The 24,905-nt window shown below is 32.3% G+C and carries 21 protein-coding genes and 1 other RNA gene; 15 read left to right on the top strand and 7 right to left on the bottom strand.

Annotated features, from left to right (window positions below; genetic code table 11):
- Nucleotides 1-5: 5 nt before the first annotated feature.
- Complete coding sequence (locus I3217_RS09415; protein WP_435049506.1) at nucleotides 6-1,151, top strand: glycosyltransferase; 1,146 nt, start codon at nucleotides 6-8, stop codon at nucleotides 1,149-1,151.
- On the opposite strand, the gene I3217_RS09420 is transcribed toward I3217_RS09415, so the two are convergent.
- The 6 genes from I3217_RS09420 to typA form a co-directional block, all read right to left on the bottom strand.
- Complete coding sequence (locus I3217_RS09420) at nucleotides 1,152-2,492, bottom strand: O-antigen translocase (RefSeq protein ID WP_435049507.1); 1,341 nt, start codon at nucleotides 2,490-2,492, stop codon at nucleotides 1,152-1,154. It lies immediately after the preceding gene.
- Nucleotides 2,493-3,587, bottom strand: a complete 1,095-nt coding sequence (locus I3217_RS09425) for a DegT/DnrJ/EryC1/StrS family aminotransferase (protein ID WP_435049508.1) — start codon at nucleotides 3,585-3,587, stop codon at nucleotides 2,493-2,495.
- A complete protein-coding gene (locus tag I3217_RS09430; protein ID WP_435049509.1) occupies nucleotides 3,587-4,453 on the bottom strand; it encodes a hypothetical protein in 867 nt (288 codons plus the stop codon). The genes I3217_RS09425 and I3217_RS09430 overlap by 1 nt, the downstream gene beginning before the upstream one ends.
- 436 nt (nucleotides 4,454-4,889) lie before the next feature.
- The gene (locus I3217_RS09435; RefSeq protein WP_435049510.1) at nucleotides 4,890-5,795 is read right to left on the bottom strand and encodes a hypothetical protein; all 906 of its coding nucleotides are present in this window, start codon (nucleotides 5,793-5,795) and stop codon (nucleotides 4,890-4,892) included.
- Nucleotides 5,796-7,244, bottom strand: a complete 1,449-nt coding sequence (locus I3217_RS09440) for an MBOAT family O-acyltransferase (RefSeq protein ID WP_435049511.1) — start codon at nucleotides 7,242-7,244, stop codon at nucleotides 5,796-5,798.
- Between the two features lie 152 nt (nucleotides 7,245-7,396).
- Nucleotides 7,397-9,196 (bottom strand): translational GTPase TypA, encoded by a 1,800-nt coding sequence (gene typA, locus I3217_RS09445; protein ID WP_435049512.1) that lies wholly within the window; start codon nucleotides 9,194-9,196, stop codon nucleotides 7,397-7,399.
- A gap of 593 nt (nucleotides 9,197-9,789) precedes the next feature.
- Between typA and kdsA the strand changes: the two genes are divergently transcribed.
- Genes kdsA through I3217_RS09465 form a run of 4 tightly spaced genes read left to right on the top strand, consistent with a single transcriptional unit; the run spans nucleotide 9,790 to nucleotide 12,785 of the window.
- A complete protein-coding gene (gene kdsA / locus I3217_RS09450) occupies nucleotides 9,790-10,608 on the top strand; it encodes a 3-deoxy-8-phosphooctulonate synthase (RefSeq protein WP_435049513.1) in 819 nt (272 codons plus the stop codon).
- Nucleotides 10,609-10,627: 19 nt separating this feature from the next.
- Nucleotides 10,628-11,485, top strand: coding sequence for a hypothetical protein (locus tag I3217_RS09455; protein ID WP_435049514.1), 858 nt, complete (start codon nucleotides 10,628-10,630; stop codon nucleotides 11,483-11,485).
- Between the two features lie 17 nt (nucleotides 11,486-11,502).
- Nucleotides 11,503-12,309, top strand: coding sequence for an META domain-containing protein (locus tag I3217_RS09460; protein WP_435049515.1), 807 nt, complete (start codon nucleotides 11,503-11,505; stop codon nucleotides 12,307-12,309).
- A gap of 2 nt (nucleotides 12,310-12,311) precedes the next feature.
- Entirely contained in the window at nucleotides 12,312-12,785 is a 474-nt protein-coding gene (locus I3217_RS09465; protein WP_435049516.1) for a GNAT family N-acetyltransferase, read from the top strand.
- Between the two features lie 9 nt (nucleotides 12,786-12,794).
- Here I3217_RS09465 and I3217_RS09470 read toward each other — a convergent pair whose 3' ends face one another.
- Nucleotides 12,795-14,000, bottom strand: a complete 1,206-nt coding sequence (locus tag I3217_RS09470) for an NAD(P)-dependent oxidoreductase (protein ID WP_435049517.1) — start codon at nucleotides 13,998-14,000, stop codon at nucleotides 12,795-12,797.
- Between the two features lie 233 nt (nucleotides 14,001-14,233).
- On the opposite strand from I3217_RS09470, the gene ssrA reads away from it, so the two are divergent.
- The 10 genes from ssrA to I3217_RS09520 all read left to right on the top strand — a co-directional run.
- Nucleotides 14,234-14,629, top strand: a transfer-messenger RNA (tmRNA) gene (gene ssrA, locus I3217_RS09475).
- A 485-nt stretch (nucleotides 14,630-15,114) separates the two neighbouring features.
- Nucleotides 15,115-16,470, top strand: coding sequence for an exopolysaccharide biosynthesis polyprenyl glycosylphosphotransferase (locus tag I3217_RS09480; RefSeq protein WP_435049549.1), 1,356 nt, complete (start codon nucleotides 15,115-15,117; stop codon nucleotides 16,468-16,470).
- Between the two features lie 22 nt (nucleotides 16,471-16,492).
- Nucleotides 16,493-16,843 (top strand): transcription termination/antitermination NusG family protein, encoded by a 351-nt coding sequence (locus tag I3217_RS09485; protein WP_435049518.1) that lies wholly within the window; start codon nucleotides 16,493-16,495, stop codon nucleotides 16,841-16,843.
- Between the two features lie 428 nt (nucleotides 16,844-17,271).
- Nucleotides 17,272-17,733, top strand: a complete 462-nt coding sequence (locus I3217_RS09490; protein ID WP_435049519.1) for a polysaccharide biosynthesis/export family protein — start codon at nucleotides 17,272-17,274, stop codon at nucleotides 17,731-17,733.
- 419 nt (nucleotides 17,734-18,152) lie between these two features.
- Nucleotides 18,153-18,911, top strand: a complete 759-nt coding sequence (locus I3217_RS09495; RefSeq protein WP_435049520.1) for a WecB/TagA/CpsF family glycosyltransferase — start codon at nucleotides 18,153-18,155, stop codon at nucleotides 18,909-18,911.
- Between the two features lie 113 nt (nucleotides 18,912-19,024).
- Nucleotides 19,025-21,337, top strand: a complete 2,313-nt coding sequence (locus I3217_RS09500) for a GumC family protein (protein WP_435049521.1) — start codon at nucleotides 19,025-19,027, stop codon at nucleotides 21,335-21,337.
- A 21-nt stretch (nucleotides 21,338-21,358) separates the two neighbouring features.
- Nucleotides 21,359-22,720, top strand: a complete 1,362-nt coding sequence (locus tag I3217_RS09505; protein WP_435049522.1) for a lipopolysaccharide biosynthesis protein — start codon at nucleotides 21,359-21,361, stop codon at nucleotides 22,718-22,720.
- 19 nt (nucleotides 22,721-22,739) lie between these two features.
- Entirely contained in the window at nucleotides 22,740-23,939 is a 1,200-nt protein-coding gene (locus tag I3217_RS09510; protein ID WP_435049523.1) for a hypothetical protein, read from the top strand.
- Between the two features lies 1 nt (nucleotide 23,940).
- Nucleotides 23,941-24,570: an acyltransferase gene (locus tag I3217_RS09515; RefSeq protein ID WP_435049524.1), complete on the top strand. Its 630-nt coding sequence runs from the start codon at nucleotides 23,941-23,943 to the stop codon at nucleotides 24,568-24,570.
- Nucleotides 24,567-24,905 (top strand): hypothetical protein (locus I3217_RS09520; protein ID WP_435049525.1); only part of this gene is annotated, 339 nt, incomplete at its 3' end. The genes I3217_RS09515 and I3217_RS09520, both read left to right, overlap by 4 nt.

Here is a 24,905-nt window from a genome sequence, read left to right on the forward strand (position 1 = left end):
ACTAAATGAAAATCTTATTAATTGGAGAATACAGCCGACTACACAATTCGCTAAAAGAAGGTTTAGAGCATTTAGGTCATAACGTTACTATAATTGGTTGTGGCGACTATTTTAAAAACTACCCTGTAGATATAAAATTAAACCTAAAATATCAATCCGGATTTTCTCAATTTATAAAGCGGGTTATTTATAAAATATTAAAAATTGATTTAACATCATTAAGTATAAAACATCAGGTTAACCAATTAAAACCAAAGTTAACAGGGTATGATGTTGTGCAGTTAATTAATGAGAATGCGTTTTCTACTATTCCGAATGTTGAAAAAACACTATTACAATTTATTTTCAAAAACAATAAAAATGTATTTTTAATGTCGTGTGGCACTGACTATACTAGCGTAAATTTCGCCATAAACAACGGATTTAGATATTCTATTTTAACACCATATTTTGAAGGTAAGGAAAGTAAAAAAGCATTTTGGTATGCCCTAAAATTCACAAGTAAACCTTACGAAGACTTACATAACTATATTTACAAAAACATAAAAGGAATAATAGCTTCCGATCTGGATTACCATATCCCTTTATTAACGACATCTAAATATCTGGGACTAATTCCGAACCCAATAAACACGGACACATTAAAATACACACCTTTAGAATTAAGTAATAAAATTATAATCTTTCACGGTATTAACACTTCTAAATATTATCAAAAAGGGAATGATTTTTTCGATAAGGCTTTAGACCTTTTAAAAGAAAAATACAGCAATAAAATTGAAATAATAAGAACAACTGATTTACCTTACGAAGAATACATTTCTGTATTCAACAAAGCACATATTGTATTAGATCAGGTCTATGCTTACGACCAAGGATTTAATGCCCTTGAAGCCATGGCTAAAGGCAAAGTTGTTTTTACAGGTGCAGAACAAGAATGGCTGGAATACTACAACATAAAAGAAAACACTGTAGCTATAAATGCTCTACCCGATGCACAAAGCATTTATAAATCATTAGAATGGCTTATAACAAATCCTGAAACATTAATTACAATATCAAAGAATGCCAGAACTTTTGTTTTGGAAAAGCACAACTATATTCAATCTGCCAAACACTATTTAAATGTATGGCAAAAAGCGGCTAGTTAGTTATTCTTCTTCGTCTTCGCTATAGTCTTCATCTTCCAAAAGGTCTTCATCTTCTGGAAGAACACCGAATAAAGACGAACTGAATATCAACAATATTAATCCATAATACATTACATATGTCACGAAATGCGCTATTGTCGCTCCTTTAACACCATATAGATCGATGAAATAAATACTCGTAACGTACAAAATCACTACCGAAAATGCTTCAGTAATAATGTAGTGCCAAAACATTTTTTTCGCCAAAAACTGGTAAGATATTACAACAGAAAGCACTTTGACAAAGTCTCCTAAAAGCTGCCATAAAAACAAATCCTCTACGGGTTTAAATTCACTGGTAAACACTATGGCTACGATAAATCGTCTTAATAGGAATATAGACAACAAGCCCAAAGCAAACACAGGGATAATGGTTTTGTAAAAACCAAATACCTCATCTCTAAACTCCTTAACGTTATCAATTTCTGAAAATCGAGGAAGGATGTAAAGCGATAATAAAGAACTTACAAACATGAGGTAATATTTGGAAATTCTAACCATGGCCTCCCAAAATCCGGCATCTTTGTACCCTACATTATCAATTATATAAGTCCGAATGGAAATAGCCACCAAAGGCAAAACAATTGCAGAGAACAAGGCCATTATGGAATAAGAACTCAGCTTCTTCACATAACCAAAATCAACATAACTCGCTTTTATCAAAGGAATTAAACTACGTTGATTTACTACGCCCACAAGAGTTATCAGGAAAATTATAGATTCAGCAATTACTATCGAAATTAAAGCCCCGTCTATCCTGTTCTGATAAATTAAAATTAGTGTTATAGACGCTCCCAGTATCTGCCCGATAATATTTATAACGAGCAACATCTTATACTTAGCATACCCGTTCATAATAGAAAACGCGAACATATTCATCGAGTAAAACGGAAGGGCTATCGCCATAACCCGAATAACATAAGCATAATCATTATACGTTGGAAAGATGAGTGTGTTAATGTACTCTGCGTTAAAATAACAGAAAAAAGACACCAAAATGGTGGAAATAAAACCAACATAAAAAGATGTCGATAAAGTCTTGGTAAGCTCGAGCGTATTGTTTTTAAATTCGGAAATGTATTTAACCACCCCGTTATACATACCCAATATCGCAAAAGATTGAGTAGAACTAACCAGATTCCTTAAGTTACCTATAAGAGCCAGACCTTCTGCTCCAATAAAAATAGCAATAGCTTTAGATGTTAAAAACCCTGCTATAATTCTCGTAATTACAGAGGCCGAGTTTAACGAAGCTACTTTTATAAGTACATTATTATTAATATAATTAATTAATCGTTTCAATTAATAGGCATTTAAAACTGTTATCAATTTATCCACTTCATTTATTTCCATAACAGGACTTATAGGCAAACTCACCACGGTTTCATGAATCTGCTCTGTAATTGGAAGCTTTAAGTTTTTATATTCTTTTAAGGCTTCTTGTTTATGTGGAGGGATTGGGTAATGGATTAAAGTTTCAATTTGATGCTGTTTTGCATATGCTATAAATTCATCTCTTTGCTGTACCCTAATTACAAATAAATGAAACACATGAGCATCTAAATCGAGACATAAAGGTAATATTATTTTGCTATTTTTTATGTTAGAAAGGTAGCGATTTGCAATTTTTCGACGAACGTCATTATCTGCATCAAGGCACTTTAATTTCACACTTAAGAATCGCGCCTGAAGGTCGTCTAACCTGGAATTACAGCCCTGGTATTCATTAACATATTTAGAAACACTACCATAGTTTCTTAATTTACTTATAGTTTCTGCCAACTTTAAATTATTAGTTGTCACGGCACCACCATCTCCCAATGCCCCAAGGTTTTTCCCCGGATAAAAGCTAAAAGCTGCCGCATTGCCCAAATTTCCAGCCCTATTACCGGATTTAGCTTTAGCGCCATGAGCCTGAGCTGCATCTTCGATTACAAGAATATGCTTTGCAACTTTTTGTATTTCCTCCACATCTACCAGCTGCCCGTAAAGATGGACCAATAAAACAGCTTTAGTTCGAGCCGTTATATGTGGTTTTATGGTTTCAGCTGTAATATTGTATGATTCCAAATCGGGCTCTACAAAAACTGGTTTTAATCCGGCTTGCAAAATTCCTAATACACTTGCGACAAATGTATTGGCTGGCACTAAAACCTCATCTTCTGTTGCAAGCAAACCTAACTCTATATATCCTTTAAAAATTAGCGTTATAGCGTCCAGACCATTTCCTACACCAATACAATATCGAGCGCCACAGTATTCCGAAAATTCCTTTTCAAAAGTCTCTACTCCCTTACCAAGAATGCACTGACCTGAATTTAAAAACTCATAAAAAACAGTTTTAAATTCCGCTTCAAACCGTTTATTAATTTTATTTAAGTCTAAAAATTTTATCATTAAAAAAACAAATTAACAGGTTTCAATGTCTTCAAATCCAATTTATACGTTCTCTGTGGAATGACCTTGGCTCCAAAACTTTCTTTCCAGTATGCTAAACCGGTATTTATTTTTAAAGAACTATCTGTAGAAGAACTTCCAAAACTCACAAACTTCTTATACGAATATTTTTCTATAATGGCATGGAACAATAAATCTAAGCCTCCGGTTTCACTTCTTAAATCATCCCCGGAACTATATTGAAAATGCACGATATCTTCCATAACAAAAAGAACCACCCCTGCTAAAACATCTGTGTTACGCAGAGCAGTATAAAACTCTATATTTTCTGGAAAGGCTTGCATTAAACGTGTCATTTCATCAACCTTATGCACGGGTAAAACATTAAATCGTTCCTGTAAATTTTTAGCCAAAATAGCTTCCCAAAAGAATGTTATATCATTACTTTTAACAATTTGAATATCCTGAGATTGCGCTACTTTTAATGCCCGTTTCCTGTTTCTGTTTGGCTGATAATGTTCCAAATCATCAATCACAAAATAGCTGTCTGTCTTTACACATTCTGATGGAAGATATCCTAACAAATAATCGAACTCCAGACTCAAACTCTTGTGATAAACAGGTGGCAATTCTTTAATATAAATACAATCGAAACCTTCGTTTAAAACAAAATCCAGCAAAGCGCCAACAATTCTGGTATATATTTCAATCCGAACGGAAGCTTTCACCAGAATTCCCCCATAGCTTAGCCCCTGATGGGAATACAGAGCATTTTCCACCTGATTAGCTGGAAAAAGAGCCACCAATTGCTCGCCCTTAAATACCATTAAAGAATAATCCTGGAATCTATCGCTATGATAATCCATGAAATTTCTTTGAAATAAAAATGTGGCATTTTTTGCTGTACGAACAAAATCATCCCAGACCGACTGGTCCTGTGCTTGGTATTTACGAATTGAAAAAATAGGCTAATTTTTAGATTTGAACAACGAAAATACTAAATTTTCTTCAGGAACAAATAGTAGAAATTAATAATCAATATGGAGGCGTTGGTAATAATTATTGGCCATGATGTCTGTAACATAAAACCATAAATAACAAATAAGGCACACCCGATGGAATTTATAACCCGAAGTTTTAAAACATCTTTCATCGTAAAGGAAAGAAGCAAAAAAGCTGATGCCAAATACCCTACCCATTCTGTGACCGAAATACCCAGAATTTCCATAATATTCAAGTTAATTGGTTAAACAACTACAATTTACACTAATAACCTGAATTTAAACAGACTATTTGAATTTTTTAATTTAAAACAGTGTTTATTAAGTCAGTCATTTTCTTTGCCCCTTGAGCATTTAAATGATCTCCATCAAAAAAGTCCTCAGTCTCAAAAATCGGATGATTTAAAAAATTATAATACCTGCAATTGGAATATTCTGTTTCCAGAAATTTCCCGTATTCTAAGGTCTTCTCAAATTGATCCTTTTTCATATTAGCTCCGTAAGCACTGATCGTAGGAAATGTAACCACTATAAGTTTAATATTTCCCTGCTGGCAAAACTCAGCAATTTCTTCAAAAATCATTGTATTCTCCTTATACCATTCAAAATCGTCGGCCGTATGCCGTATCGCAGCCTTTTTTCCCGCTTCGTCCAAATCATTCGGTGGCTTTAAACCGCTATTTATCCCCCACCCGTGTTCTGAAATATTTTGCTCCGATTCCTCTAAAATGTAGTAATTATAAAGACGTTTTAAATTGGTTTTCAACTTGACGCTCAGCAACTCCGAATTATATTTGAATTTGTAATCCTGTTTTAAATTAAAATACAAGTTATAATCTTTTAATCGCCAGTCTTCAGAAGTATCGGATAATTTTTCAAATAAAGTAGCATAAGACAACCTAATCACTACGTTTTTTAACGATTGGAATTCCGACTCGTATTGCTTTAAAATAGCAAGATCTAAATCCGGTGTTTGAGACACAAAACTCGCATTATAAGCAATTCCGTTTAAATAGTCCGGGTTTACACCGTATAAGGCATGCGAACTTCCTAAAATTAAAGTTTCAATTGTATTTGCATTCTTATTTAAATAATCAGCCTTAGAAATATAATCGTTAGGAATTTTTCGAATAAACACTTCCAAAACCACACCAAGTAAAAGGATTGGAATTAAAAATGATATTACAAAAATTATAAAGCGCTTCATTTAAAATTGAAAATATATAAATTGTTGTGGCTTGGCGTAAAAGTAAAAAATACAGAACACCAACACATAATAGAATCCCCAACGGTACTTCCGTTTCCATGTCTTCCCCAAAGTTTCAATACCGTATTCTTTATCTCTTCCAATCCATTCAATAAAAGTAAAAATGAGTATTCCTACAAAAACCATTACTGCTCCGGTACGATTGGCAAACTGCGGCACTGTAAATAAGGTTTTAGAAAAAATTGTATTTAAATAACTTAAAGCAGTGGTCAAATCGTCTGCTCTAAAAAATATGCGGACCAGTACTAAAAAACTAAATGTTTTTAAAATACCCAATAATTGAGATCTACTTGGCCAAACCGATTGTAAGTGCTGTTTTTCTTTTGATGCCTTTTTCTTGCCCCAGATTATTAGCGGTAAAAAATGTAAGGCATTTATAAACCCGTATACTATAAATTTCCAGGCAGCGCCATGCCAGAAGCCTATTACTACAAATATTAAAATCGTATTTCTTATTTGCATGGCTTTAGATCCACGGCTTCCGCCTAAAGGGATATAAAAATAATCCCTAAACCAGGTTGTTAAGGAAATATGCCAACGTCTCCAGAATTCACCTATATTTCTGGCAAAATATGGAAAAGCGAAATTTTTAGATAACTCAAAACCAAACAATCTGGACACTCCGATAGCTATATCCGAATACCCAGAAAAATCGCAGTAAATCTGAATTGTAAAGAAAAAAGCTCCTATAAGTAATGTGCTTCCAGAATAGGCTTCATGATTAGCAAAAAACTCGTCGACAAAAAACGCGCAATTATCTGCTATAACCATTTTTTTAAACAAGCCCCAAAGCGCCTGTTTTAATCCGTCCGCAGCTTTATCGAAATTAAAAACACGTCGTTTCTGAAACTGAGGCAATAATTTAACCGCTCGCTCAATAGGCCCTGCAACCAGCTGTGGAAAGAAACTTACAAATGCCATAAAATTTATAAAGTTTCTTGTTGGCTCTAACTGCTTTCTATAAATATCGATAGTATAACTTAGGGTTTGAAAAGTGTAAAAACTAATCCCAACCGGTAAAACAATATCTAATGAATTGTAGCGAACAGAACTACCAAACAAAGTAAACATCTGAACAAAATTCTCCAGAAAGAAATTATAATATTTAAATATTCCCAGGAGTCCCAGATTAACTGCTATACTACAATAAAGTAACACCCTTCGTTTTAAGACCTCTTCCTGTTTAGCCAAAGCTAAACCTATACTGTAATCTACAAGGGTACTAAAAAATATAAGTGATAAAAAACGCCAGTCCCACCAGGCATAGAAAAAGTAACTAGCCGCAACAATTAATGCATTTTGAACAGCCAGGCTTCTATTACAAACAGACCAATAAAGCACAAACACTATTGGCAAAAACACGGCAAAATCTAGGGAATTGAAAAGCATTAAAACGCGCTTACTTATATTTGAATTATAATTGAGAACAATAATAATTCATTTATTTAAACTAGACCAAGTTTAAAAACAAAAAGAGGAATCCTATATTAGAATTCCCCTTTATATAAATTGAATCAGACTTCTAAAAGAGTCGATACTTTTTAAATTGATTTATTACGCTTACGCTCTACTTCAGTTAAATAAATTTTACGGATACGTAAGTGATTTGGTGTTACCTCTACATACTCATCTTTCTGAATGTATTCTAAAGCTTCTTCTAAAGAGAATTTAATTGCTGGTACAATTTTCGCTTTATCATCTGCTCCAGAAGAACGTACGTTACTTAACTTTTTAGTTTTAGTAATATTTACAGTCATATCGTCCTGACGAGAGTTCTCACCAATTACCTGACCTTCGTAAATATCTTCACCCGGATCTACAAAGAATTTACCTCTATCCTGTAACTTATCGATAGAATACGGAATAGCAGTACCTTTTTCCATAGACACTAAAGATCCGTTTTGACGCTCAGGAATACCTCCTTTTAATGGTTGATATTCTTTAAAACGGTGCGCCATAATAGCCTCACCAGCAGTAGCCGTTAATAATTGGTTACGTAAACCTATAATACCACGAGAAGGTACCATGAATTCAATTACCATACGGTCGCCTTTAGCTTCCATACTTAACATTTCACCTTTACGCATGGTTACTAATTCAACCGCCTTACCAGAAACATTTTCTGGCAAATCGATAGTCATCTCTTCAACCGGCTCACATTTAACGCCATCAATTTCTTTGATAATTACCTGTGGCTGACCAATTTGAAGTTCATACCCTTCACGACGCATGGTTTCGATCAATACAGATAAGTGAAGTACACCTCGGCCGAACACTAAAAATTTATCGGCACTATCAGTTTCCTGAACACGTAAAGCCAGGTTTTTCTCCAGCTCTTTAGTTAAACGATCTTTAATATGACGTGATGTTACAAACTTTCCATCTTTACCGAAGAAAGGAGAATCGTTAATTGTAAACAACATACTCATTGTCGGCTCATCAATAGCAATTGTTTTTAAAGCTTCCGGATTTTCAAAATCAGCAACTGTATCTCCAATTTCAAAACCTTCAAGTCCAACAATAGCACAAATATCTCCGGTTTGAACCTGCTCTACTTTAACACGCCCAAGTCCTTCAAAAATATGAAGTTCTTTAATTTTATTTTTAACAACAGTACCATCACGTTTTACCAACGAAATGTTTTGTCCTGCTTTCAATTCACCGCGAGTTAAACGACCAATAGCGATACGTCCTGTAAAACTTGAGAAGTCTAAAGATGTAATTAACATTTGAGTCGTTCCTTCATCAAATTTAGGAGCTGGAATATGCTCGATTACCATATCTAATAACGGCTCGATGTTTTCAGTCTGGCTTTTCCAGTCGTCACTCATCCAGTTGTTTTTAGCAGAACCGTAAACGGTTGGAAAGTCTAACTGCCATTCTTCAGCACCTAACTCAAACATTAAATCAAACACTTTCTCATGCACTTCTTCTGGAGTACAGTTTTCCTTATCCACTTTATTTACAACAACACAAGGCTTTAAACCTAAGTCAATAGCTTTTTGAAGTACAAAACGCGTTTGTGGCATTGGCCCTTCAAAAGCATCTACTAATAAAAGAACACCGTCTGCCATGTTAAGTACACGCTCTACCTCACCACCAAAATCGGCGTGACCAGGAGTATCAATAATGTTTATTTTTGTGTCTTTATAAATAACCGATACGTTTTTAGACGTGATGGTAATACCTCTTTCACGTTCTAAATCGTTATTATCAAGGATTAAATCTCCTGTATTTTCATTTTCACGGAATAATTGACAGTGGTACATGATTTTATCAACCAAGGTTGTCTTACCGTGATCTACGTGTGCAATAATTGCAATGTTTTTAATTTGAGCCATAATTGATGCCTAATTTGAGCGCGCAAAGGTACACTATATTTTGTGAATTAGTTAATTATATATTAATATTTAAACATATAATAATTTCTCTTTATAACTTTATTTACGCAGAGTCTGCAAATTAGCACTTTACAGCGTCTTTAGCAAAACTTAAAACCTGTAAATCAACACCTTAAAACCATGGATTTATTACAAAAATACTCCAGACAAGTACCGTATTTATATTATATTTCTGTAATTTTTGCCTGGTTTACGAAAACAAAGATGCACTCTGGTATTGGTGCATATACAATTTTGTTACTAGCAATTCCTTTTGTCTGGCAGCTTTTAAAACCAAATTCAAAACTCAATTTTTCTTTAGGTATCTGTTTTGTTTGTCTTTCATCATATCTCATTCTTGGATATCTTTTTACCAAGCTTTCTATAATACACGTCTTTCATACAAACAACCTTACAATCCTTTTTATTCTTGTTAACCTTTTTATGGCATTGTGGATGGTTCGTAATAGTACAAAAAGAGTATTCTAAACAGTAACTTTAGATACAATATCTCGTATTTATTTTATGTACCTTTGCATTCAAAATTTTAGCAAATGAATTTATCTGAAGTTCCTCAATTAAAATATACATCTTCGAATAATTTTTTCCTTCTAGCAGGGCCTTGTGCCATAGAAGGTGAAGACATGGCACTAAGAATTGCCGAAAAAATTGTAAGTATTACAGATGCACTCGAAATACCATATGTATTTAAAGGCAGTTTTAAAAAAGCCAACCGTAGCAGAATAGATAGTTTTACAGGAATTGGAGACGAAAAAGCGCTTAAAATCTTAAAAAAAGTATCTGAAACGTTTCATATTCCAACGGTTACGGATATTCATGAGGTGTCTGATGCTGCCATGGCTGCAGAATATGTAGATGTACTTCAGATTCCGGCCTTTTTGGTTCGCCAAACCGATTTAGTTGTTGCTGCTGCCGAAACCGGTAAGGTAATAAACTTAAAAAAAGGACAGTTTATGAGCCCGGAAAGCATGAAACATGCCGTTCAGAAAGTAAAAGACTCAGGTAACAACAAAGCATGGATTACCGATCGTGGTACGATGTTCGGATACCAGGATATGATAGTTGATTTCAGAGGAATTCCAACTATGAGACAATACGCTCCAACAGTATTAGACGTTACACACTCATTACAACAACCAAACCAAACTAGTGGAGTAACCGGTGGTAGACCAGACATGATTGAAACTATAGCCAGAGCAGGTATAGTAAACAATGTAGATGGTTTATTTATCGAAACTCATTTTGACCCTTCTAACGCAAAAAGTGATGGTGCTAATATGCTGCATCTGGATCACTTGGAACAATTATTAACCCATTTAGTTGCTATTAGAAAAACAGTAACCGCGTTTTAGATTTTAGTGTTTTATTGTTATGAAAATTAGTCCTATTAAGTTTTTAATAGTAACTCTGTTATTGCCTTTACTTAACCTAAATGCCCAGGATCTGGATGCTTTAAAATTTACAGCATCTAAAAAAGGAAAAGTATTTATTAGCTGGGGAGGAAATCGAGAAAAATATTCAAAATCGGATATTACGTTTACAGGAGAGCATTATAATTTTACGCTTTACGATGTAAAAGCTCACGATAAACCTAAAGGCTGGCATATAGATTATATTAACCCGTTTAGCATGACCATTCCTCAAACGAATTTCAGGCTAGGATATTTTATCAGCGATCATTACGCCATTTCGATTAATCTGGATCATATGAAATATGTTATGACCCAAAATCAGGTGGTAAGAGGAAATGGATATATCGATATTCCTGAATCTGATGAAAGCTCTATTTACAACAACACTTTTAAAGATGATGCTGTTTACCTTCATGAAGGCTTTTTGACCTTCGAACATACCGATGGCTTAAATTACATTTATACAGAAATTGCCAGATTCGATGATATTTCAAAACTTTTCGGAATACGAGATACAGATATTTTTCAGATAAACCTGACCGAAAGTTTCGGTGGTGGACTACTGCTTCCTAAAACAAATTCCAAACTATTGGTTTATCAGCGTCACGACAATTTTCATATTGCAGGGTACGGCATCTCTACAGGCGCCGGTATAAATCTCACGTTTTTCAAACACTTTTACATTCAAGGCGATTTAAGAGGTGGATTTATAAACATGCCTGATATCAGAACTTCTTACAATCCAAAAGATCGCGCATCTCAACATTTCTTTTATGGCGAAACACAACTCTCTATTGGTGGTATTTTTAAAATATAATTCCTAACTTTAAGAGCATGAGAGCAATTAGTTTTTTATCCGTTATATTACTTAGTGTTTTGATCTTAAATTGCGAGGACGCTAAAAAAGATTCAAAAAAGGCTGGCACCGAACCGAGTGAAAACTCTAACACATTGAAACAAACTTCTGAAGTCCCCACGACAAAAGACATTGCCTTTTTTAAAGGTGAAGGATATGCCTCTGAGTGGAATCTGGAGTTAACAGAACAGACTATAATTTTCTCATTGAATACCGAAGATTCTAAACACTATAATTTCCCATTACCAGAACCTATCCTGGCCGCTGATGCAAATATAAAGATGTACAGGGCTGAGACTGAATCGGCTTCTATAAGAATTCAAGTAGCTATGGGAGAATGCGAAACAGAAGGCAAATCTTTTCCTTATAAAGTGTCTATAGACATAAAATCATCTAAGGACACCGAATTTACATCTTATAAAGGTTGCGGATACTACATTACAGATTATCGGTTACAAGATATTTGGGTTCTAAGCTCCATTAAAGGTATAGAAATAAGCCCTTCCGATTTCCCTAAGGAATTACCAAAACTGGAAATTAACACAACAGATAATACATTTAATGGTTTTACCGGATGCAATACTATGCGAGGCTCTATTTTTTCTGAACGTTCTAAAATACGTTTCACTAAAATTATTACAACTCGAAAAATGTGTTTGCCTGAAAATAAAGAACCTGAAATTTTAAAAGCTCTGGAAGCTACCACAACATTTAAAATTGAAAACAAGCACTTATATTTATCAAATCCAGACACCGAGACCCTGGTTTTTAAAAAAGTAGATTAATTTTGAACATTTCTATTTCAATACGACAAGCCACTAAAGAAGACTTACCTGAAATTACCGCCTTATTCAGAAGCACCATAATTAATACCTGTTCTAAGGATTACAGTGAAAAACAAATTAATGTCTGGGCTTCTGCTGCCAACGATACAGATACCTGGATAGAGCGGATAAACGACTATTATTTTATTGTAGCCGAACAAAACAGCCTTATTGTAGGCTTTGCCTACTTGAAAAAAGGATATTATCTGGATGGATTATTTGTGCATCAGGATTATCAAAGACAAGGCATTGCTTCTGCCCTATTACGCACCATAGAATCTCGTGTTATGATTGAAGAATTCCCTGAAATACGATCGGATGTAAGTAAAACAGCCTTACCGTTTTTTGAAGCTTGGGATTACACAACAATAAAAAAGCAGAAAAAATCTTTTAAAGGTATGGGATTCGAAAATTATATCGTAACTAAAACACTGTAGCATAGAAATCTATTCCTTCCCGTCCACGTAATCCTGAAGGTAAGCAAACCGTTCTGTTAGTTTTCCATACTGAGTTATGCGGGCACGCTCTAGAATACCATCGGCATCTCCGTTAAAAAAAGCAGGAATAACATGTTTTAAAAACATTTTTCCAAAACCCTGACTCGCGTCTTTAGGGAGCTCGCAAGGTAAATTATCTACAGCCATTACTGCTATAGCCCGTTCGCCTTTAAAATCTACTTCAGCTTCTAATTTTGGATCATAGCCGTAAATTGGATTCTCTATTGTGGATGCCTTTATAGTTGTAGCAACGGGACCATCGATATCGCAACTTATATCAGCCACAACTTTTATATTAAAGTCATTTTGTCTGGCATCTTCTTTGGTAAATAAAAAAGGCGCTCCATCCCCGTAAAAATGACCAGCAATAAACAAATCGGTCATCTTCGTAAATCTCATAAAATCTGATTCATATGCTGACGGATTTTTAAAAAAATGTGACTGAGTAGCCCGTTTGCCATCCTTACGTTTATTATAATCTAAAACATCTATGTTACAATACACTGGCTCTTTAAAAGTAAGATTCAAGTATTCATAAACACTCACTTTTTTTATTTTCATAGCTTCGAGCATTTCCAGAGCCCCGGAAGCCACCTTACCTCCTCCTGTCAATAAAATTTTAATTGAAGGCAAAGTAATTGCACGTAATTGTTTAATCAAGGCCTTTTGATCTGCCAGAGTGTTGGCTTTTGGTAAATCCCAGGAATTATATTTCAATCCCCAAGTACGAAATCCGTTATAAGCTCCAACAATTCCGGCGTAACGCCCGAAACCGATTAATCTTAATCCTCTTTTATCGACTATAGTTTCATGATCGTACAACGTAATATTCTTAGTCAAAATGGCTTTCAATAAATTTCTGTTATACGGTTGTTTTTTTATAGTATGAGAAAAAAAGAAATAACTTTTATCTGGAACTAAAGCATCTACAGGCACTTCTTTTACTCCAACAAACACATCGCAATCGGAGACATCTTTCACCACAGAAAAACCGGCTAACTTATAAACCTCATCTGGAAACACTCTAATTTTAGATTTCTCTACTATAAAATCGGCTTCAGGAAATTGCTGTTGTACTTGTAATAAGGTTTTGGGAGAAAACACCACGCGTCTGTCCGGAGGTGTTTTACGTTCTTTAATAATCGCAAATTTCATAATTCAGATTTTATAGGTGACCTGACAGCCGGTTTAATGGCATAACTTTTGCACTAAATTAATCGGAAATGCGAGTTTAAACAAATTTTTTAATAGCTTTGCTCTCCAAATTTTCTCTTATATTATAGAGAATAATTTGTCTGAAGTTTTAGTCAAACATCTTAGCTCTTTTTAAGAATTGATGTTTGCGAAATTCAGTCCTTTTAAAAGGAGACAAAAACACTTACTACAATGGGGTCGACTGGTTTTGACAGCGAGATTTATTGAACGGTAAGCACGTCGTGTAATGACATTGAAACACGTAAAAGGCTAGGTCGAACTTTTAAACGGCGAGAATAACTACGCTTTAGCTGCTTAATCTGAATTATAGTAAGATTTGCCTAGGTACACAAGGTGTACAAGCTAAATGTCTCCTGAAAGCCTTGATTGGCGGCGTTCTATTTAGAGGCATCGTAAAAGTCAATATAGAAAGTTAGGCGCTTCGACTAATTTTTGAAACTTAAGAAGATAAGTTGCAACTAGGTTGTCTTTAACCAGGTTTCAATCGAAAACCCAAGAAAAGAATAAGCGTGTAGAAATCCCTTTGGTAACTTGTTTGGACGAGAGTTCGATTCTCTCCGACTCCACTTTAAAACTCCCCTGAAATCTCAGGGGAGTTTTTTTAATGTTTAAATTCAACATTAAAAAATCAGCTACTCTTAGCTAATAAAGTTTTTAACACATTCACAATACTATCATCTAAATCCCAGCAATAATTACGCTCTACTTAATATTACCAAACAACATTTAGCTAATTCGTAATTTAACACTATTTACCTTACAGAAATTCGACGATTTCGACGCCAATGTAATACAAAACACTAACTATCTGCATTTTACCGATAATACAAGCAACTTAAAGATTAAATTATTTTTAAACTTTATTTTTTGCTTTCCTTTAATATACAATTGCATTTAGCAAACTTAACTAATTGTATTAAAGCACACTGCCCCTTTTTCTAACAGAGTAATTACTAACCAGAATTACTCCGTTTATGTTTTTTAAAATTAGAATTAATTAACTCGAAAATTTGATTATTAATCAAAACAATTAGAGTTGCAGTCTGTTTGCTATATGAAATTTGGAGGATATCAACATTTAATCAAGCCAATATCATTAATTATCCACTTAACGATAATAAATGGTGTGTTTTTCTTATTGACTCCAGAGACTTACCTAAAACCATTCAATATTCTTTTCTATAATTTTTCTTGGCTAATTATTACTTACAGTCTTGATTTTTACCCTACATCCCGAACAGAACGATTTATGACCAACATAAAAAAGTTGATTCATCTATATCTCATTTACGGATTATCCTACTTTGCCTGGTTTAGTGTATCAGGTACAAATCCTAAATCTGTTTTATATCAATTATTCGTATATGGTTCTCTCTGTCTTTGTCTTACAATTTACAGATGGCTGTTTTACACTTTTATAAGCAATTATAGATCTAAAGGAGGTAATTATGTTAAAGTAATAGTTATTGGAAGAGATAAAAATTTAAAACGTATACGTAAGGTTTTTGACACGCCTGATCTGGGATATCGGTATTGCGGATATTTTGACAACACTACCTCTAAAAGCCCCACATATTTAGGCCCAATACTTCATGCTTTTAAGTTTATCATAGATGAACATATCGATGAAATGTATTGTACAGCTTCTGTGTTAAGCAAATCAGAATTACAAAACTTTATAAACTTCGCTGACAATAATTTAATTAAATTAAAAATCATACCTGACAACAAGGAGGTTTTCACCAGATCCATGAAAATACAGCAGTACGACAATACGCCTGTATTGAATTTAAGAACAGTCCCTTTAGATTTTGAAATAGAAAGAATCGCTAAGCGAATTTTCGATATTTGCTTTTCCTCCATAATTATTCTTGGAGTATTGTCCTGGCTTACCCCTCTATTATTTATCATTATAAAATTAGATTCTCCTGGCCCATTGTTCTACAAGCAAAAAAGACATGGATATAAACGGAAAGCATTTTGGTGTTACAAGTTCAGGTCTATGACATCTAATGCGGAAGCTAATAAAAAAATGGCAACTAAAAATGACTCAAGAATTACAGGAATTGGAAAATTTTTACGCAAAACCAGTATAGATGAATTGCCTCAATTTTTTAATGTCTTTAAAGGAGACATGAGTGTAGTAGGGCCTCGGCCCCACATGGCTAAACATACTGAAGATTTTGAAATTTCTGTTAACAAATACCTCGTAAGACATTGGGTAAAACCAGGAATAACTGGTCTGGCCCAAATACGAGGTTACCGGGGTGAAATTTGCAGCCCTCGAGATATTATAAACAGAATTAGACTTGATATTATGTATGTGGAAAAATATTCTTTAGGTCTTGACTTAAGAATTATTTATTCCACAGTATATAATGTCATTAAAGGAGAAGATAAAGCTTATTAATCAACTATAAACAACTTTAATTATGAACTGGTTTTTATTAAACATCAAATCAAATGAAGCACAACACGTAGCCGATATATTTCATCAGATGAATATCGAGACGTTTTGTCCTAATATAGAAGCAAAACAGGAGACGGTAAATACCTTTAAAGATTATAAAGAAATAACTCCTAACAAATCTTATCTCTTTGTAAAGCTAGCTAAAAAGTACAGGGGGGTCATTTTTGGCATACCCCATGTATTAGGCTTTTTCACCACGGACGGAAAACCTGCGCTTGCCACCGACGAAGAAATTGAAACCATTAAACAGGGAAAAATGAATCATTTTAAAACCCTAAAAATAAACTACCCCAAAAAAACTATAACGACATAAGGGCTACTCAAATCTCTAGTATGCAGATAAAAAATTAACACAACAACGCTAAACAATGCATTATCAAAAATTTAACTAAAGTAGTTCTTATTAATTTTTAATAAAAAATAATAAAATTTATTAATACAATAATTCGAAAGTTAAAACTCATTTTTTCAATTAAACTTTAACCATTTTAAATTTAATTACCTTAATTTAAAACCACCAAATAACCTGTATTACAACACATTAACCCCACTTCACCATACCTAAAAAATCAGTTTTCAATTATTTCTTTAGTGTGACTTAAGAGGCGAAGCCGTGCCACAAAAAAACGAATCTACCATTAATATTAAGTAATATAATTATGATTAACTCAACACTAGCCTTAAAAATACTTTTTAGAATAAACTGGATTCATAAAATCTGTGTTCTAATCTCAATACCCCTTGTCACGTCATGCGGCAGTAAAAAATCAGGAAGCGACTCAAATGTTTAATTCCTCAAACCAAGTAGCTACAGGCACAACTTCTGTTAGTGGTGTTTTGGCACAAGCCTCAGGATACCTTATTGACCAAGAAGGTCTAATAAGATTTCCCATACTCGGAAAAATTAAAGCTGCAGGAAAAACAAAAAAAGAACTCCGAAATGAAATAACCCAAGCCTTAATTGATCGCAAACTACTTTTAGATCCTATTGTAGATATACGTTATCTTAATTTTAGGATATCTGTTTTAGGTGAAGTGAAAAACCCGGATGTCTTTACTATACCAAGTGAAAAAATATCCATTTTAGAAGCCCTTAGTATGGCTGGCGATATTACCATTCACGGCAATAAGGAAGAAGTTGTATTTAATAAGAGAAAAAGAAAGTCTAAAAATATTTCAAGGAATCGATTTAACATCCAGTAAAATTTTTAACGATCCATATTTCTACTTACAATCCAACGACATCGTTTATGAGCCTCCCAAATCATCTAGAGTATCCGAAGCTGGCGCCTTAAAATTTTGACACCATAGAAAATTGATTTATAAATCCTTAGATATTATTGCCTATGTTAGTTTTTACTTAATCTAGACAAAAAATATCAACTGCTCCTAAATTGAACCTTTTTCCAATTCAAATAAAGGGCATTAAAAGCCATACTAAAAAAATAAATAATTAAATCACAAACGCCTATATAAAACAATAAAACACCCACAAATTAAGCCTTAAATCAAATCATCTAGTTATTAGGGTCCCTATTACTGATAACTATATCAATTACCACTCCATTTTCTTAGCCTATTATTACCAACCTCAGTTTTTAATAATTTCTAAAATAATTGCTATGAAAAAGGATTTAAACGTAAACTGCTTAGGCTATTCCATTTATAATGGTAAACTATCAAAAATTAAGTTTAGAGATAAGCTTGTAATCAACACTATTAATCAATACTCATTTTGTATTGCAGAAAAAGACATGAAATTTAAGGAGGCTCTTAATAGCAGTAACATTCTACTACCAGATGGTATAGGAATAACTTTAGCTTATAAATTTTTAAGGAATAAAAAAATAAAAAAAATTGCAGGGGCAGATATTCATCAGTTTATTTTAAAAAAACTCAATAAGGAGAATGGCAGTTGCTATTACTTCGGCTCGTCCTCTAATACATTATCAAAAATTCAAGAAAGAATAACTAAAGAATACCCCAATATTAAAGTTGGTTTCTATTCGCCCCCTTACAAAGACGAATTCAACAACGAGGAAAATAAAATTATGATTAAAGCCATCAATGACTTCCAACCTGATGTTCTTTTTGTAGGCATGACTGCTCCAAAGCAGGAAAAATGGGTGAGTAAAAATAAACCTGACCTAAACGTTGGCGCTATTTGCTCTATAGGAGCTGTATTCGATTTCTATGCCGGCACGGTTAACAGACCTAGCCAAGAATGGATAAACCTAGGATTAGAATGGCTGGGACGGCTATTAAATGAACCTAAACGCATGTGGAAACGCTACATTTATTATGGGGTGATTTTTATGTTTCATTTAATTGGTTCTAAAATCTCTAGTATTAAACAGTTTTCCATGCAGCCAATTAGATAACTTTTTAACTCAGTACACATGACGAATTATATATTACCTTACAATAATTCATCTCAATTATCTGTAAAATAGTATTATTCCAAACCTACATTCTTAGATTCCCATAAATTATTATGAACAAAAAATATAAAGAAGAAGACATTAACTTAAACAAATATTTATTAGTCTTAAAAAAGCATAAGAATTTGTTTCTGATATTTTTTATTATGGCATTAGTACTTTCAATTTTACTAATGAATAAAAATAATTATTACACTTATGCGACCTTATTATATAATCAAAATAATCAAACTGATGATATTGCTACTATATTTCAACAATTTAAACAAAACACCCCCATAAACACTAAAAAAATTGAAACAGAACTTATTGTTTTAAATTCACTTCATCTAACAAAAAAAGCATTGGAACGTTTATCCGTCGACGTTTCATACTTTAAAGAAGAAATTTTTGACGATAAAGAATTATACGAAGAATCTCCATTTCAAATAAAACTAGCCCCAGAGCATACCCAACTTCACAATGAACCCATTTTTGTAAGAGAGATAAATGATATAAGTTGTAGAATACACATACAAAACCCAATAAAAACAGATACTATTATAAGATTCAATGAATGGTTAATTAATGACAGATTTGCATTTAAAATTATAAAAGAAGACTCCAATAGTTCTCTTAGCTCGGGTTCTTTTTACTTTGTTATAAATAATTTAAACCAACTTGCAAGTGATTACCAAAAAAAATTAAAAGTTAGTTTAGCAAATGAAGATGCTGATATTATAAATCTAGGATTTAGTGGCAATATAGCCAAAAGGAACGTAGACTTTCTTAATAAACTAATGGATGTATATATTGAAGTGGATTTAAATAATCAAAACATTACAGCTCATAATACTATAAACTTTATAGACGCTCAGCTAGCTAAGGTTGTAGATTCCTTAAAAATAGCAGAAGGAGCTCTACAATCATTTCGTCAAGATAATAAAATTGTTGATTTAGGGAAAGAAGGCTATGTATACCTAGAAAAATTAAACACACTAGAAAAAGATAAATCTGAATTAGAAATTAAACTTAAATATTATTCTAACATATTGAATTATATCAATAAATCAGATCAAGTTAACAAAACTATCTCTCCACCAGGAGCAAATATTAACGATCCGTTACTAAACAAATTAATTAAAGATTTAAATGATGCATATAACGAAAAAACCATGATTTCAAGGTCTGTATCGCCTCAAAACCCAAGACTTATACAGTTAAACACAACTATACAAGCGAATATTGATTCTATTAAAGAATTTGTTACTAATATAATAGAAAGCTCTATAACAGAGATGCAGTATATAGACAACCAAATTTACCAAATAAATGGTAGAATTTCTGAAATGCCAACAACTGAATTACAAATGGTAGGTTTTGAGCGAAAATTTGAGTTAAATGATAAAATTTATAATTTTTTATTACAAAAAAAAGCTGAAGTAAGTATTGCAGGAGCTTCAACGGTTCCTAATATTCGTATTATCGATCATGCATCCCAGCAAACAACATCTTCAAGTTTATTCAATAAGTTACTGTCTTTAATAGTCCCTGTAAGCTTAGCCCTTTTTATTCCTTGTATATTTTTAATAGGAAAAGAAGCTATTAGCTCAAAAATTACTAACTTAAAAGAAATAGAATTACTTACAACCTTACCCATTATAGGTCTGATCCCTAAATCTTCGAACAAAAAAAATAATTTATTAGTTCCGAATGATTCTACAAATACCCTTGAAGCGTTTCGCAGATTAAGAAGCGAGGTATTTAAAATTTTGAAGTACAAATCACCTAAAGTAATAGAAGTATCCTCTTGTGTAAGTGGGGAAAATAAAACTTACTGCTGCATAAACTTAACAACAACCATTGCTCAAGCTAATAAAAAAGCTTTACTATTAGACTTAGATTTCAGAAAACCAGAACTAACTAAAACTCTAGGGTATACAAATAACAATGGCATTATAAACTATTTAAGAGATGGCAAAAATTTATCTCAATTAATAGTAAAAACTAAGTACGAAAATGTAGATTTCATACCAATAGGAAACAACACAACCTTAATAAATGAAGATATTGAAGCTTTATTTTTGTTACCACAAATGGATGAACTTATTAGCAACTTTAAGAACACCTATGAATATATTATTATTGAAACTGCTCCGATAGCTTTGTTTTCCGATTCACAAAATTTGGAAAAAAATATAGACTATAAAATAATTGTTTTACGCCAGAATTATAGTTTAAAAAATAACTTACAAATCTTAAACAATTTCAAAAAAAACACAGGACTAGTAATTACAGAAGTAGATAATTATTCAGGAATAGATTACAGGAAATTCTTAAATGGATTTAAATTAAAAAAAGAATTTACTCAAGATTACCTTATTTAATTTTAAGTTTCGGAACATAAAATGAAAAGTGCAATTGCAATTATTTCAAAATCTTTAAATGATAAAAGTAGGACTGGAAAAGTAAAGACACAAATAGGCCAATCATTTATTTTTAAAGGCATTAATATTTTAGTTGGATTTTTTTATGTCCCACTTTTAATTCAGGTTTTAGGGCAAGAAAAATATGGTATTTGGTTAACACTTTCAGTAATATTTAATTGGATGAGCTTATTTGATTTAGGCCTTGGTAACGGTTTAAGGAATAAACTTACTCCAACCTTTGCTAGTAATAATGATGAATTAGGCAAAATTTATGTTAGTACAACGTATTTCTACATATTCTGTATTTTTATTCCTTTGTTATTTATCTTTCTACTTTGCAATCAGTTTATCAATTGGCAACAGCTTTTAAACACTTCCCTTTTTACTAAAAATGAATTAGTTCTATTAACAAGCACTTTATTTAGTATGGTAATTATAAGATTAATAACACAAAATATTGTAGTTATTTATCAAGCCAACCAGAAATCTTCGATAAAAGATATAGTGGATGGTTGCGCAAGTTTACTGTCTTTTTTATTAATCCTTTTCATCTCTAAAACTGAAGAATTAGGTAACTTATTACTTGTAGGATTAATTATAAGTGGAGTTCCAGTACTTATTTACATAATAATATCACAGCGTGCTTTTAACAGGGAATATCAACACTTAAAACCATCTTTTAAATATGTAGATCTTAAAGCAGGAAAAGGTATTTTTAATTTGGGAGCTAATTTTTTCTTTTTACAAATTTCAGCCATGTTACTCTTTATGTCTAGCAATTTTTTTGTTGCTCAACTTTACGGTCCAAAAGAAGTTGTTATTTATAATAGTACCTACAAATACTTTCAAATTTTTATTGTAAGCTATGCCATTATTGCCAACCCTATATGGTCTGCAGTAACAGACGCATTCTATCAACAGGATTATTTATGGTTAAAACGAACATTAAAAAAATTAAAATCTATATCTATAATTTTTAGTATTGGCATTTTAATAATGCTTATTTGTAGTAATGTGATTTTTCATTTTTGGCTTGGCAGTGAAATTAAAATACCTTACCTACTAAAAATTTGCATGGCTGCGTATGCTATACTTTTAGTAATTATTATGCCTTTTTCTGTTTTTTTAAATGGAATTGGTAAAATTCAATTAACAACCCGGCTAACTTATCTAGAAATTGTCATTTATTTAGTTGGCATTTATTGTTTCGACAAACTATTCCATAATAGTATAAGTATTACGATTGCTTTTTTAACATCAAAACTTATGATGTGTATCATACAGGTTATTCAAGTTTCAAAAATATTAAATAAAAAAGCAAAAGGTATTTGGTATAAGTAGTCTTTGCTCTTCAAATTATATGTATTTAAACAAAACGATTACAATTTTTATTTTAATTTTTATAGCTAATCTTGGCTTCAGTTTATTTCCTCAAGGAAAGTATTTCTTTATGAGTTTAAACATGCTTGCTTTATTTTTTTTACCCTATAAAAGATTATTTGCTTTAAAAAAACATTTTTATTACCCAAGCATACTTCTTTTTTGTGTTTTTCTAATTTTCAATATTATCATAATAATATTAGGTATCATGAACCGTGGATATAATTCCATTTTTACTGTTTTGGGCAATTCTGGTTATACATTATACCATTGTTTACCTTTTTTCATGTTATTAAGTTTGGCTCCCTATATTTTAAAAAAAACAAATATGATGATTTACTGGGTTCTTATAATTAGTATTCCTTGCTTGTTGTTTTTATTTTCTACTAGTACAGCTAATATTACAAATGTTGTAAGCTATTTCTTTATTGCTTTTATCCCCTTTATCGAAAACAGAAAAAAAAGATGGCTTATGTTTTTATTATTAATTATCACAAGCATCATTAATGCTTTCTATGTAGATAACCGTTCGCTATTTATTGTAACTTTTTTAATGGGTTTTATTTATTGTATTTATAATTTTTCTCCTTCCTTAAACACTTTAAAGCAAATTGCAAAACCTTTTGCATTAACCCTTCTAACAATTCCCTTTTTATTTCTTTCGATTGGCCATTTTACAGGCTTTTCTATTTTTAACCTAAGTGAAGAGTTTGAATTTTTAGCAAGTGATAAAAATACTTCTAAAGACACTCGAACTTTTATATGGAAGGAAGTATTTAATGATTTAAGTAAGAATGAAGCATTATTATTTGGTAAAGGAATGAACGGAACTATAAAAACAGAATTACCATCATTTGTAGATCCTACTGTAAAGGACGGTAAACGACAATTTCTAGAAGCCGGGTTTTTAGAATATTTAAGACGTGGAGGACTGATTTATGCTATACTGGAAACTCTATTAGTTTGGATTGCTATTTTTTACGCAATAAAGCATTCAAATAATAAGTTTTTAATTATTACAGCAATGGCTCTTTCTACATATTTTGCGTTATCATTTATAGGAATTACTCCTGCATTTTCATTAGAAAGTGTGACTTTTTGGGTGTTAACAGGGTGTTGTTTATCTAAAGAAAACGTAAAATTAACCGACAAAAAAATACTAAAACAAATTACATCTTAAAATGATAATTAAAATCCAGAAACATCTTTCATATTTTAAATCTGATTTTAGAGGAGAACTTATGCAAATCTTCCTCATCATTAAAAGAAAAACTAAGCTGTTTATTTTTAGTCCCATAACTAGTATCTCACTATGGTTAAATGGTGTAAAATCAGGAAGTAATAATAAATTTATTGGAATACCTTGTGTAAAAAGAACGCCTAATAGTGAAATTGTTATTGGTTCAGAAAATGAATTCCTTTCCTCACCTACCTCCAATTTAATCGGCATTAATAGAAAATGCATATTAAGCACCCAATCAGAACAAGCTATTATTAAAATTGGAGACAATTGCGGGTTTAGCGGAACTGTAATTGGTGCTTTTTCAACAATAACTCTAGGCGATTTTGTTCGATGTGGTGCTAACACCTTAATTACTGATTCTGACTGGCATACAGATGACCCTAGAGTAAGTGAATCACAACCTGTTGTAATAAAAAACAATGTTTGGCTTGGTGTAAATGCTGTTGTATTAAAAGGAGTCACCATTGGAGAAAACACCATCATTGGAGCTAATAGTGTTGTAGTTAAAAGTATACCTGCAAATGTGATTGCTGCGGGTAACCCTTGTAAAGTAATTAAGCAGATATGAATAATATGAACGTAAAAAATAATGTTGTGTTCTTAGATAGCACTCAAGGTTTTCCTGTTAGATTTTCAGCATGTAATACTAAAGTTGAATATATTGCCAAAGGGTTAATAGAACAAGGAGACAGAGCCGTTGTAATTAACGAGTGTAAAGGAGAAAAAGGCTACAACTCCTTGTTTATAGGTAAACATAAAAATATTTACTACTATCTATTACCTCAAAAATACAAGAGCCTAATTAAATCGACTTTACTAAATATAAAATTAGTTTTTAAAATTTTAAAAAAGAATAAAATTAATAACATGAATAATTTTGTATTTATTGATTACAATAATATT

The organism is Formosa sp. S-31 (genome assembly GCF_051172795.1).
In the GTDB taxonomy this organism is placed as follows: Bacteria; Bacteroidota; Bacteroidia; order Flavobacteriales; family Flavobacteriaceae; genus Formosa.

What these genes read in the sequence shown, in the direction of transcription:
- I3217_RS09415 (WP_435049506.1), top strand. Translation starts at nt 6, where the DNA reads ATGAAAATCTTATTAATTGGAGAATACAGCCGACTACACAATTCGCTA.
- I3217_RS09425 (WP_435049508.1), bottom strand. Translation starts at nt 3,587, where the DNA reads ATGATAAAATTTTTAGACTTAAATAAAATTAATAAACGGTTTGAAGCG.
- I3217_RS09430 (WP_435049509.1), bottom strand. Translation starts at nt 4,453, where the DNA reads ATGGATTATCATAGCGATAGATTCCAGGATTATTCTTTAATGGTATTT.
- I3217_RS09435 (WP_435049510.1), bottom strand. Translation starts at nt 5,795, where the DNA reads ATGAAGCGCTTTATAATTTTTGTAATATCATTTTTAATTCCAATCCTT.
- I3217_RS09440 (WP_435049511.1), bottom strand. Translation starts at nt 7,244, where the DNA reads ATGCTTTTCAATTCCCTAGATTTTGCCGTGTTTTTGCCAATAGTGTTT.
- typA (WP_435049512.1), bottom strand. Translation starts at nt 9,196, where the DNA reads ATGGCTCAAATTAAAAACATTGCAATTATTGCACACGTAGATCACGGT.
- kdsA (WP_435049513.1), top strand. Translation starts at nt 9,790, where the DNA reads ATGAATTTATCTGAAGTTCCTCAATTAAAATATACATCTTCGAATAAT.
- I3217_RS09455 (WP_435049514.1), top strand. Translation starts at nt 10,628, where the DNA reads ATGAAAATTAGTCCTATTAAGTTTTTAATAGTAACTCTGTTATTGCCT.
- I3217_RS09460 (WP_435049515.1), top strand. Translation starts at nt 11,503, where the DNA reads ATGAGAGCAATTAGTTTTTTATCCGTTATATTACTTAGTGTTTTGATC.
- I3217_RS09470 (WP_435049517.1), bottom strand. Translation starts at nt 14,000, where the DNA reads ATGAAATTTGCGATTATTAAAGAACGTAAAACACCTCCGGACAGACGC.
- I3217_RS09480 (WP_435049549.1), top strand. Translation starts at nt 15,115, where the DNA reads ATGAAATTTGGAGGATATCAACATTTAATCAAGCCAATATCATTAATT.
- I3217_RS09485 (WP_435049518.1), top strand. Translation starts at nt 16,493, where the DNA reads ATGAACTGGTTTTTATTAAACATCAAATCAAATGAAGCACAACACGTA.
- I3217_RS09495 (WP_435049520.1), top strand. Translation starts at nt 18,153, where the DNA reads ATGAAAAAGGATTTAAACGTAAACTGCTTAGGCTATTCCATTTATAAT.
- I3217_RS09500 (WP_435049521.1), top strand. Translation starts at nt 19,025, where the DNA reads ATGAACAAAAAATATAAAGAAGAAGACATTAACTTAAACAAATATTTA.
- I3217_RS09505 (WP_435049522.1), top strand. Translation starts at nt 21,359, where the DNA reads ATGAAAAGTGCAATTGCAATTATTTCAAAATCTTTAAATGATAAAAGT.
- I3217_RS09510 (WP_435049523.1), top strand. Translation starts at nt 22,740, where the DNA reads ATGTATTTAAACAAAACGATTACAATTTTTATTTTAATTTTTATAGCT.
- I3217_RS09515 (WP_435049524.1), top strand. Translation starts at nt 23,941, where the DNA reads ATGATAATTAAAATCCAGAAACATCTTTCATATTTTAAATCTGATTTT.